This is a genomic window from Haloarcula sp. DT43 (genome assembly GCF_037078405.1).
GTDB classification, from domain to species: domain Archaea; phylum Halobacteriota; class Halobacteria; order Halobacteriales; family Haloarculaceae; genus Haloarcula; species Haloarcula brevis.
Genome location: NZ_JAYMGZ010000008.1, coordinates 17,843 through 30,538 on the forward strand (window position 1 = coordinate 17,843; position 12,696 = coordinate 30,538).

Genomic DNA, 12,696 nt, shown 5'->3' on the forward strand with positions numbered 1-12,696 from the left:
ATTAGTTTTAGATTCTTTAGACGGCGGCTCCTGTGTTGAACGCCTGAAGAACGCGCCGGAATTGGTCGAATGTGATGGCACCGTTGTTGAACTCACGCAAGGCGAACCGAAGCTCGTCGAAGCCAATTTGACCATCGTCATTACGGTCATATTGGGCGACGTTGAATCCGTCAGCGACGGTGATAGTTACCGATTGAGTTGATGTTACACTGGCATTGTTCGCTACCTGTATCTCGATCGTGCGGTTCTCACTTTGCTCCAAGCCGGTGAGTTGGTAACTAGCATTGTTGGCATTGATTTGAGCCTCTCCGGTGACGTCAGTTCCATCCTCAGTGATTACGACCGAATCAGGATCGATGCCCGACTCTGTATCATTGTAGCTGAATGTGACTTCCGTGCTGTTCACATCCGAATCTACAGTGGTATTCGCCGTTTCCACGCTCACGGATGGAGCCGAGTTATCGATGAGCAGCCCTTGGGTCGTGACGTTTCTGACGCCGCTTTCAGAAGTCGTCACAACACCGAGTGTGTAGACCCCGTCATCCACGGACTGTCCATCGAGAGTCGTGTTCCACGTGACTTCCTGCTCACTCGTGAACGCCTCCGGCACGTCCTCTTCGAACACGATGCTACTCCCGTTAGATACCAAGACCGTGGCTTCGCCGGGGTTGGGATGATCGGCTGCGACAGATACCGAGAGTGACTGGTTCCGACTGATGACGCGGTTCTCTGTTGTCACCGTCAGACTCGGTTCTGTCAGGGCCGTCTCGGGTGGCGTCGCGTCGGTCGTCACGTTCGATTCGCTTGTTGCCAACGTCGCAGAGGCGACATACGACCGATCACCGGTGAGCGCGTAATCGAGCACGGCATCGTGGAACTCCGTAGTCCCTGGTTCGAGCCCTGCGTTCGTGGCGATTTGGATGGCCTCCTCGCGCTCGCCTGCTGGCAGGTCGTCGATAGTCACTTGCTCAGAGGGATAATCAGGGTCGTAGAACCCAGCCGTGCTCTCGCCGTCGTCATAGTCGAACAGCGAAGTGTCGGCCGTCACGCGCCAGTCGTCGCGGTACTGTCCGTACAGTGCGTCAAATGACGGAGAGGTTGACAGTGTCGTGCCATCTGCGCGAGCAAGGTCGTTTTCGGCGCTACCGTCGGGGCTCCCTAGCAGACCGCTCATGGAGTCGACCGCGTTCCGATTCGGTTTGACCACCACATCCATCCGGTCATCAAATATGGTCGCCTCAAGCCGTGAGTCACCGTCATTAACCTCGTCATCTTCACCGGGATAGACCACGATGTACTTCTGCGGTGTCCGGAATATTTCACCGTCACCCACAGTCAGCGACTCACCGATCTCGAGCGTCTGCGTCGTACCGTTGACCGTCAGCATCTGCTCATCACGGGCGTCAATGGTAATCTGCTGGCCATCTAGTTCCGTTGCAACGGCCGTGGTTTGGCTCACGTCACGGTCGCTGACTGGTTGGAATCTGGCTTGGATCCGCGGACTGCCGTCGGTGTCACGTGCGAGAACGAACTCGCCAGCGGCCTGGAAGTCGTAGCCCACACCGTCGAACGTTGAGAGGTGCGGGTCGCCAGTGGACATTCCGGGTGTACTGGCACTCGGTGATAAGGGGATTTCTTGTCTAGGCTCATCAGTCATCCCCAGACGTTCCGATTCCCCCTCTAAGAATTCTTCCAGTGCTTCCAACTGACTGAGAGCTATTCGTTTACTTCCTTCTTTGTCTTCGGCCACCTCCATATCTTCGAGTTCGGCTCTCCATCTGCGGACATCGTCAAGCGCGTATCGTATTTTCCCCCGAGCTTGCTGTTCGTTCCCATCCTCAAGATCATCTGGAATCGACTTAACCGACTGGCTGAGTTGGGTTGGATTGACGTTGGCTCTGTTTGCTGACTCAGACAGTAACGCTCCAGTCTGTGCCCGATCGACTGAATTTAGTAGTGGGAGTACTCGGTTGATTCCGATTTCGATCAGCGGCTTGAGTCCAGCAGTAATTTCTCCATTGAGGGCATCCTCAATCATTCCTTTCGATGTTTCAAGACTATATCGTACTGGATCCTCAATGCCAGTTTGAGCAATTACTGGGATCATAGACTGGTCTAACCACCATCCTGGTCTGATTTTAGTACTGAGTGATTGATACGCGATCGTCCGCGCACCGTCCTTGGAATTTGAAACAACTTCCACACTATCTCCACTTTCTCGGACAATATCCCCGGACTTAGTGTGGCCTCTAATCTTAAATGTATGATTCCCGGTATTCAGCTGCTCCGTTTCGATAGTCAATGTAGATATATATGCGTTCCCCCGGACTGTACCGAGAGTCAGCGGAACAGTATAGAGCAGATTCTGTGATGACTGCGAAAGACTATACTGGTCCTCTTCCAGTCCCTTTACTTCGAGAGATACCTCTGGCATATCTTTAGGAGGGTCTGACTCGAACCCGTTTGGCACGTACACGACGATGTGATATCTGGCAGGCGTCCCCTGAGTTACTGTATCGGTCGATGGGACTACTCTCACTTTGTAATCAAACGGACGAAGATTTGGATTCACCTGAATAAGATACGGATTCTCCTCCAAGGTTGTGTGGGGCTCATACATCTCGCTGCCCGCGTATTCTGCGAATACTTCCACATCGTCCGAACCACCAAACTGGCGTGGGGACCACTCTACCTCGAAGCGACCGTTTTTGTCGGTGGTCGCTTCAGTGACCTTATTAGGGTCTCCATCTAAGTCGTCTAAAGGCCCATCCTTGTCATAAATTGTCACGGTCTCGTCTGCTATCCCTTCCCCTTCATTGGAGACGAGATAGCCAGCAAAGACCACATTGCCGTTTCTCGTTTTCGTAGGCAACTCAAGATGGATTCCGGGTTCACTTGGATTAGACGGGGCAGTTGCTTCTGTTGCGTCTATGATATTATCACGATCAACCTGACATGCAGAGGCAATATAAGATGAGTCGTCAGTCAGAGCGACATCGAGCAACGCGTCTCGATATTGCGGTGTCCCAGGTGTGAGACAGCTGTCCGCAAGCGCTTCCTCCGCACGAGTTCGTTCCTCTTCAGAGAGGTCGTCAACGGTGACGGTTTCCTCGGGGAACGTATCGACGTAGTAGTCCTCTGCGAACAGGTTTTCGTCACCGGTAGCCCGCCAATCTGAACGGAACGCACCGTACAGCTTGCCAGAGTCAAGGGGTCGGTCAAGAGCAGTGCCGTTGTTGAACGCGATGTCGTCACCCGCGTCACTGTCGGTATCCCCGAGCAGTCCCTCAACCGCGTTCGCGCGGTCAGGATGTAATGAGAGTTCAAGATCTAGGCGGTCGCCAACAATGTTGGCGGTGAGATGCTCATCGCTCGTGGTGGCTTGACCGTCATCGCCGGCGTAGTAGACGGTATAGGTGTTCCCCTGTCGGGTGATTTTCCCCGCTCCGTCGGCCACGGCCACGCTTTCACCACTGTCGACTGAAACTGGTTGGCCATCAACCGAAACCGGCGTGCTGGACTCTGCACGGATAATTACTGTGGAGTCACCGACAATGGTGGCGGTTGCATTGTTGTTTGAAACCGAGTCTCCAACCGGCACTTGTCGAGCCACGACCAACAGGTCACCCTGTGGTTCACGCGCCAAGACGAAGTCACCAGCAGCCATGAACTCGTAGGAGGCACCGCCGAAGGTGGTGATGTGCGGGTCACCAGTGCTTTGACCGCTGATGAATTCTTGACCGACGACCTCAACAGTCGCCTGTTCAACATCGTCATCGGTCGACACCGCAGCACTACGTGGACCCGGCGTATCTGCCGCCGTTGTGAATGCAAGCGTTCTAGTTTCGCCAGCATCCAATGTGATCGCCCGTGATCCAACTTCTTCACCAGCGAAGTTGGCAGTAACGTTCTGTGTACCCTGTTGGTCACCGGTATTGGTGACTTCAGCAGTATACGTGATTGGGCTCCCAACGCTAGCGCTGCTGGGTGCTGTCACACCAGTCACTTGGAAGTCTGGCTCGTCGGCTGTATCCGTCCGACTCGTGGTGACGGTGAGGTTGTACTCAGTTACGCCGTTGAATGACTCTGATCTAACGTTTTCAAGCCCCTTTGCGCGAATGTAATATGTTCCCGCTTGGCTCACCCGGGCCTGTTGTTCGGGAGAAAGATATGGCGTGAGCTCAAATGTCGACTCGTTGTAATTGTAATCTGGTGCTGTAGTCGGGAGCTCTCTGCCGATCTCCCCGACTGGATTGCCAGCAGCATCATAGATTTGGAGGCCCAAATGACCAGCTGATGCCTGATTAGTGTCAGGCAACATCACTCGACTAGAAGCGTTGATGACTGCCGGGCCATCAACAGTGACAGCGTACCAATCAACTGGGTCGTTGTCTGTGAGTGTTAAGCCTGTGACTGTATCACCCGACTCTAATCGAGTCGCTGTCGATTGATTTTGATTCGGCTCAAACGACTCTGAGTCATAAATATAAGGTGTCACACGGGTAGTACCGACCCCTGTTCGAGGGCTGTTTCTTAAATTATTCACAGCAACGTAGTAGGTCCCATTTTGCTGGACAGTTGTGCCAAAGAGGTTCCCCCTTCCGGCCACAACTTCGGATTGGATTAAACTTCCATTTGAATCATAGAGGAGAACTTCACCACTTACGTCAACATTCCCAGTCCCAGCCAACCCGATAGACTGGCCCTCAGAAAGAGCAATTCTGCGGACATCGCTGTTCTGAGTGCTAAATCCATTACCGAGTGGCGGGACATCAGCAAATGTCGGTTCCACAGTCACGTTGGTTGTCCCGTTGTACTGGGATTTATATCGAGACCCGTCGTCACTCAACATAGTGACAGAGACGGTGTAGGTTCCAGATTGGACAAAAGTGTACCTAGCATTCGTGTCATTCTCCTCAGAATAGTTACCGAAATCCCAGACATATCTGTTGACTGTAACGTCATCAGGCACTCCAGCAGGTTCCGCTTCGAATTGCACCTCCTCCCCGATCTCGATTTTGCCATCTGGGCCTGCGTCAACTGATACGGTAATGTCCTGCGCTGGTTCCGAAATGGTGATTGTTTTTGTAACTGAATCAGTCACTCCATTGTTGTCGGTCACGGTCAAATTCACATCGTACTGACCGGGACTGTCGAATGACCGCGTCGTCCGTTCGCCTGTACTTTCGGGTTCTCCGTCTCTATTGAAATCCCAGTCATACGAGCGGACTGATCCATCCGATGAACCCGATGCATCAAATGTAATCTGGGTGCCTGTCGTTAGATCCTGAGTTGTGACTGAGAACGCGGCAGTTGGTGAGGACTGATCTGTGAGTGGTGCGTTTCGTTGCATCCTAATTTGCCACTCATAGGGAACGGTGGCATCCCGCCGGTCGTTAACGGTTATTATGAACGCTCCGTCCGTTTCGGCTTGGATCTCCCAGTTGGCCGGAATTCCCCCTTCGATTTGATCGATGCTCTGGAAAGTATCAGCAGTTGTTGCTCCATCAGCATTAGAGACGTTTTTTATAGAGAACTGTCCGTCGTTGACCGACTCGACAGAAATCTCGAAATCATCTTCTGCTACAGGTGCTACCGCGTCCATATTGACTCTGTCACCTTTAGAGAGTAGAATCTTGAAGCGATCCAAATCGTCAGGTGTTCCAATAACACCGTTCTGTGTACTGTTTGGAGAGACAACAGGGGCACTATCTTCAGAGTCAGGATAATCGTCAGACGGAGACGGTGTATCTTTATTCATTGATACACTCCACTCATAAGGAACGGTGGCATCCCGCCGGTCGTTAACGGTTATTATGAATGCTCCGTCTGTTTCGGCCCAAACCTCCCAGTCGGCCGGAATACCTCCTTCGATTTGATCGATGCTCTGGAAAGTATCAGCAGTTGTTGCTCCATCAGCATTAGAGACGTTTTTTATAGAGAACTGTCCGTCGTTGACCGACTCGACAGTAATCTCGAAATCGTCTTCTGCTTCAGGTGCTATCGCGTCAATCTTGACTCTGTCACCTTTAGAGAGTAGAATCTTGAAGCGATCCAAATCGTCAGGTGTTCCAATAACACCGTTCTGTGTACTGTTTGGAGAGACAACAGGGACATTATCTTCAGAGTCAGGATAATCGTCAGATGGAGGCGGTGTGTCTTTATTCATTGACACACTCCACTCATAGGGAACGGTGGCATCGCGGCGGTCGTCAACGGTAATTATGAACGTTCCGTCTGTTTCGGCCCAAACCTCCCAGTCGGCCGGAATACCTCCTTCGATTTGATCGATACTCTGGAAGGATTCAGCAGTTGCTGCTCCATCAGCATTAGAGACGTTTTTTATAGAGAACTGCCCGTCGTTAACCGACTCGACAGTAATCTCGAAATCGTCTTCCGCAACAGATGCCAACGCGTTCATATTGACTCTGTCGCCTTCTGAGAGTTGAACTTTGAAACGATCCACGTCACCAGGTGTTCCAAGAGTACCAGTTTGTGTACTGTTTGGAGAAACGACAGATGCCTCAGAATCAGAGTCGGGGTAGTTATCAGGGGTCTGACCCGGTTTAGCATCAGTAGTTATATTCCAGTTGTACGGCGTGTCTGCATCATCGTTATCTGAGATTCGAAAACAGAGTGTGGTATCCGTTTCGGCCCAAACCTCCAAGCTAGCTGTAATACCACCGTTAATTTCGTCGATTCTTTCAACAGTAGTTTCGGTTGCTCCCCCCGCAGCATTGGAGACGTTCTTTACTGAAAACCGCCCATCATTAACCACACTAATACGCATCTCGAAATCTTCCTCTTGAATGGCAGCGTTCGCGTCCAGGTCTATGTGATCGCCTTCCTCCAACGAAATTTTGAATGCATCTGTATCTTCTCCTGAATCCATAGTACCATTCTGCGCCCCCGTTGCATCCACAAGTGCGGCACTTGAACAGTCATCTGATATATCAGCCACCGATGAGGTAGTTGTGAGATCGTTGACGACTGCACGGTCATCCGTAGAGATTGTAGGTGCAGCCGAAGCGATGACCGCCGTCTGGGATACAACTAGTATAGCTATAAGTAAGGTAGCTAACCCACCTTTGATTCTATACCTATATGTCATGAGATTAATCTGATGTGTTTAATATATTGTTATTAATCCGTTATTGTATTTTGCCTAGAGTTACTCAGGTGGTGGAAATCGGTAATTTCAGCGTTCCTTATTTGGCCAAGACTTCAATGGATGATTGTGTATTAATATATCTTACTTTACTTACAGCAAATTCACGTCATAAACTCATAGTCACATAATTGTTAGCGAGACATCATTATAGCGGGACTGGCGCAGTAGATTATAATCAGTATATGGCCCTGAACAAGAGCTAATTTATTATTGACAAGTATTCGTTACTTATACGGAATATGAAAATAAAATCATTCTGACCATATATATCTGTATTGCTCATGTCGAACTTCTAAGGCTCATACTGTTGGCTGTAACTATTGTAAGATATACGCCACCCGGGGCGGCGAAATTCGTTACAGACTTACAGCCGACAGTATCATTCCTCCTATTCATTATACGCGATGTTCCTCGCGAGACTCCTGACGTCACCACTAATTTGGTGCAGTAACACAACTCTTACCTTCACGATAAGCGAACGAGATCGGGAGCGCCCCCCTCCCATGGGGGTCCGACTGAGTTAATGATTATATGCCACTTCTGCAGCTAACCCTGATTAACACTGACCTGCTCGCTAACGTCGAACTCTAACCCACGGACGGAGAACTCTTGTGCAATCTCTTGTTTCTGTGCCGGTGTCAGATCGTCACGGGCAAGGACTGTCTCGACGGCGCTTGCCAGTGTGGGTACATTGTCGCAAGCATAGGCCACGGCGTCACTCCGGTTACAATCGTAGAACTCTGCGGCCTCTTCCACGGCGTGATACCGATACTCGTTGCCTTCGCCTGTCCGAATCCGAACACTCTGGGGTATGTCGTCGTCCATGTTCGTGAACACGGCCCCCAGAAACCTAGTTATTTCGCCCAGGTCAAACCGCTATTTCGCTGGTAAAGTAGGGTGAAGTGTTTGGTAGATTATAGTACAGGCGGCTTGAGTGACGGCCCAGGTGTGAATATGAACACGAGATTTCAGCGGTCGTGTTCATATTGGTCGAAGCGATTTCGTAGACGTGCAACCCCGTGTAGTCGCGCCGAACCCCGTCGAATAACTTTCTGGCAACTACGAGACTCTCATCGAACACACTGGAACAGCGGTATCTGCCTGTTCATTGGTAGGTGAGCCAGTGCAAAATATAGAGTGGCATCCGTCAAATGGGGAACAGATATAGTCTCGAGCGCTGAATTCAACTGTGTCAAGTGGTAACAATGACTGCACAGAAGGCAATTCTTCGAAGGTGGATGGGTACCTCAGCCCGTGACGGGCAGGTCCTTCCGATCACCCGATGGGTCGCACGCTTCATTATCCCGTTTCTAGCTGCGGCGTTTCTGGTCCTCTACGGACTGCCCGATCAGACCACTACGTACTTCGCGTGGACTATCCGACCCGAGATGACGCCAATCATAATGGGCGCAGGCTACGGGGCTGGCGTGTATTTCTTTTATCGGGTTTCCGCCGTTGACGAGTGGCACACGGTCGCCCCGGTCTTCCTCGGGATCGCCACATTCACGTGGTTGATGGCTATCGCCACTGTGCTCCACTGGGAAAACTTCAACCAGAGTCACTTCACGTTCGATCTCTGGGTTTTCCTCTACGCAGTCACTCCCGTCCTCATTCCAGCTATTTGGGCACTCAATCGACGAACCGAACCTGAGGAACTAGACAGAGGCGAGCTCCTTCTTCCACAAGCGGTGCGGATGCTCGGTGGTGCTTTAGGAGTTATCGTCACTGTCAGTTCCGTCGCCCTGTTTGTTGACCCGGAACTCATGGTAGGTGTGTGGCCATGGACCGTCTCCCCCTTCACGGCGCGAATTTTAGCTGGATGGTTTGCGCTCTTTGGCGTCGTTAACGGCGTCGTCGTGCTCGACCCGCGCTGGAGCGCCGCCAGAATACTGGTCCAAAGTCAAATACTTGGCTTCACGATGGTCCTGATCGGTGTCGTCCGTGTTTGGACCAACTTCGACCCATCGAACGTACTAACGTGGGGCGTCGTCGGAGGGATGGCGCTGTATCTGATCGCTATACTTCTCCTGTATATCCGGATGGAAACTCGCTAATTTCCCCTCGGATCGAATCAATTCGTGTTGATGGACACGCGGGTTGTCTCTTGCACGTTAACGGCTGACACTATCACCTGTCCAATAGCTGTTTGACCAGATTGTGCCAGAGTTGGGTCTGGGAACGTTGCCAGACCATTCTGTTACGATTAGTCAAGTAACCGTTACCCAGACTACCGATACCGCCAGCCACACACCAGGTTTCGAGTGTAAATTGGGAGGTTTGTTACGACTTGTGCAACAAGTCGGTACACAACCAGATCTTGGTCTAACTGATGTCGCATGGGTCTCGTGCTCGCAATGATAGGCTCACTGGCACTCCGCCGCAATTCATATAATGTATGCAGAGTTAGAAGCTAGTAAGCCATGTCTCGAACCACTGCCACCATTCCGGATGATCTAACGGACCTCATGGAGGGGGCGGTCAAAGCGGGCATCTTCGAAAATAAGAGCGACGCAATCCGCCATGTACTCCGGGAATACTTCGAGGAACACGAGAATGCACGGGTTGCGGCTGCTGTCTCATTGTATGAAGAGGAGCGAATTACGCTCGGGACTGCTGCTCGGCTTGCTGGGTTTAACCGCTTCGAGATGCGAGACATCCTTCGTGAGGAGGGTGTTGAACTTCGATTTGGACCGGAGGACATGGACGCCGCACGCGATGAAATAGACGTGGCTCGGAATCTCGAATGACAGGTGCGCCTGCTAACGCGACCGTTCCCAATACAACTGTTCTATCGAACTTCGCGCAGGTGGATCATATCGAACTCATAGCGGACCTGCCACGACTCGTCACGGTTCCTGCTGTCCAGATGGAACTCACCGAAGGAGTTGAAACACATCGCTATCTCGAACACGCATTAACTGCGCTTGAAGGAGATATTCCTGTCGTTGAGCCATCAGCGGAGGCACACCAAATCGAGCAGTCTCTCTTGGAAACGCTTGACCCAGGTGAGGCTCAAGCACTGGCAGTTGCAGACGACGTTGCTGGAACGGTGATCACCGATGATGGTGATGCACGTGCGACTGCGAATCACCGGGGCATCGAACTAACTGGCTCGATTGGGTTGCTTGTCCGTTCTGTTGAGGATGATCGAATTACAGCAACGACCGCAGACACGTATCTTAAACGCTGGATCGACGAGGCTGGGTTTCACTCACCCGCTCGGGATCTCGATGTGTTCCTCGACGAATAGCGTCAGCATGAACGACTGATATCCCGATCACGCTTAGTGCAGATCTGGGCGGTGGCTAGGTTCGAGTTGCGGTAGTTATTCTCTCAATCGTCGATAATTGTCACTGTCAGCGTTCTCTTCGACCGTGAAATCTTGGCCTGCTCGTAGGGTTGATCGGTCTTCCTATCCTACCCGTCTGCGTCGTCAGCCCATTGCTCGGCCGCGTCGACGGCGATCGCGTTGTTGGCGATGCCGACTCTATTCTCAGCGAACGCAACAACGACCCAATGGCGGTTTCGGCAGCGTGCAGCGCAAGACCATCCCAGTCTACCACGAACTGGGCAAGTCGTTCACTAACTACCCCAACAAATGTGCTAACCAACAAATCGTCGGTTTCGGGGCAGACTGTTGGTTAGTCTGGAGTCGGTGTCGGGGTGAAGCCGGGGAACCCGGAAGAGAGACACACCACTCTTTCACGTGAAGCTGGTGAACGGCGGAGACCCCTGTCGAACTCCGGCAGTCAGTCAACTATCACGAATCGGTGATTGACAGAAGTACAAGACCGTTACCATCTGAACCAGTATTTTGACCTATTAGAATAGTGTCAACGCTTTAGATGAAATAGTGGACTGTTGTTCTAGTAATTACTCTACTCTAGTTCTTCACTCGAAACAGTGGTGTGTGTGAGTGCCTTCACTTGAAACAGATGCAGAGGTGGTTTTATATACACCTCTTGTGAAAGATTGCCTATGCGTCGGTTCGAGCGGAAGCAGAATATCTTCCGGAATAAAGACGCCCTGGGGGAGTCCTACCAACCGGAACGGATTGAGGAACGGGATGAAGAAATTGAGGAGTATATGAACGCTCTCCAGCCAGTAATCGACGGGTGGGAGCCAAACAACATCTTTCTTTACGGGAATACCGGTGTCGGAAAAACGGCCGTCACTGACTTCCTTCTCGACAGACTCCAAGACGACGTCGCTGCATACGATGATATCAACCTCTCCATCATCTCCCTCAATTGTAAAACGCTCAATTCCTCGTATCAGGTCGCTGTGGAACTCGTAAATGAACTCCGACCGTCCGGTGGCGAGATCAGTTCAACCGGGTATCCACAGCAAACTGTGTTTAAAAAGCTCTATCAGGAGCTTGAGGCCATTGGTGGGACCATTCTCATCGTGCTTGATGAGGTCGATTCAATCGGTGATCGGGATGAGCTACTCTATGAGCTCCCTCGAGCCAGGGCCAATGGGAATCTCGAGTCGGCAAAGGTCGGCGTTATTGGCATCAGCAATGATTTCAAATTTCGCGACCAGCTCGACCCCCGTGTTCAGGACACACTCTGTGAGCGGGAACTCCAGTTCCCCCCATACGATGCGACAGAACTGAAAAACATCCTCGAATCACGTGTCGAAGTCGCTGTCACAGATGGGTCAACCGATACTGGTGTGTTGCAGTTGTGTGCTGCCCTCGCGGCAAGAGACAGTGGCAGTGCCCGGCAGGCCCTTGATCTCCTTCGGTTAGGTGGTGAAATCGCGGAAAACCGGGAAGCTGAGATGATCAGGGAAGAGCACATCGAGGATGCCCGCTCACAACTCGAACAAGAACGGGTCGAAGAGGGAATGCGCGAGTTGACCACGCATGGCCGTCTAGCTCTTTTGGCAGTTGTGTCGAAAGCAGCCAAAGAGGAAACGCCCTGTCGGACTCGTGACCTCTATGAGGAGTATCGGTCACTCTGTGAGTCGTCTGAAACCGATGCGTTAGGCCAGCGGTCGCTTCATAACCACCTTTCAGACCTGCGAATGTTAGGCATCCTCTCAGCGCATGAAAATCGAAGCGGTTCTCGTGGGAACTACTACAATTACGAGGTTGACGTTCCGTTTACAAGTGCTGTTGAGGCGATGTCAGACGTCCTTCGATTGACAACAGAGATCGAGACAATCCGTGACATTGCCGCCATGAACAAGGTTGGATGAGGGGACACCACCGTTTCAAGTGAAAGTACGAATTAAGACTGGCAACGTTCTTCACTTGAAAGAGTGGTGTGTCTGACGGAAGACGTTTCACTTGCAACAGTGGTGTGTCCGACGGCAGGTGGTTCACTTGTAACGATGGTGTGTCCTCACCAGAACTGGCTCCTGCCACAATGAATAGCGCCGCTAAGTATCACGGTATCAGTCCGCGAGAAAAGACGGACGCCCGCAAACTCTTGCTTGGCTACGCCTGCCTCAAGGTCAAGAACAGAGATCGGTGAGATGACTCTGGGCTCTTATCGTGGCATTCACCAACACTGTCG

Annotated in this window: 6 protein-coding genes; 4 read left to right on the forward strand and 2 right to left on the reverse strand. The window is 51.6% G+C overall.

What is annotated here, in order from left to right:
- Nucleotides 1-16 precede the first annotated feature (16 nt).
- A complete protein-coding gene (locus tag VI123_RS19025; RefSeq protein WP_336339648.1) occupies nucleotides 17-7,111 on the reverse strand; it encodes a VWD domain-containing protein in 7,095 nt (2,364 codons plus the stop codon).
- 606 nt (nucleotides 7,112-7,717) lie between these two features.
- Nucleotides 7,718-7,996 (reverse strand): DUF7692 domain-containing protein, encoded by a 279-nt coding sequence (locus tag VI123_RS19030; RefSeq protein ID WP_336339649.1) that lies wholly within the window; start codon nucleotides 7,994-7,996, stop codon nucleotides 7,718-7,720.
- 380 nt (nucleotides 7,997-8,376) lie between these two features.
- Here VI123_RS19030 and VI123_RS19035 point away from each other — a divergent pair, with 380 nt between their 5' ends.
- From VI123_RS19035 to VI123_RS19050, 4 genes are all read left to right on the forward strand, one after another.
- The gene (locus VI123_RS19035; RefSeq protein WP_336339650.1) at nucleotides 8,377-9,225 is read left to right on the forward strand and encodes a hypothetical protein; all 849 of its coding nucleotides are present in this window, start codon (nucleotides 8,377-8,379) and stop codon (nucleotides 9,223-9,225) included.
- Nucleotides 9,226-9,591: 366 nt separating this feature from the next.
- On the forward strand, nucleotides 9,592-9,918 hold the full coding sequence (locus VI123_RS19040; protein WP_014030574.1) for a UPF0175 family protein: 327 nt from the start codon (nucleotides 9,592-9,594) through the stop codon (nucleotides 9,916-9,918).
- Nucleotides 9,915-10,421: a twitching motility protein PilT gene (locus tag VI123_RS19045; RefSeq protein ID WP_336339651.1), complete on the forward strand. Its 507-nt coding sequence runs from the start codon at nucleotides 9,915-9,917 to the stop codon at nucleotides 10,419-10,421. Before VI123_RS19040 ends, VI123_RS19045 begins: the two co-directional genes overlap by 4 nt.
- A 728-nt stretch (nucleotides 10,422-11,149) precedes the next feature.
- Entirely contained in the window at nucleotides 11,150-12,376 is a 1,227-nt protein-coding gene (locus VI123_RS19050) for an orc1/cdc6 family replication initiation protein (protein ID WP_336339652.1), read from the forward strand.
- The last annotated feature ends 320 nt before the right edge of the window (nucleotides 12,377-12,696 follow it).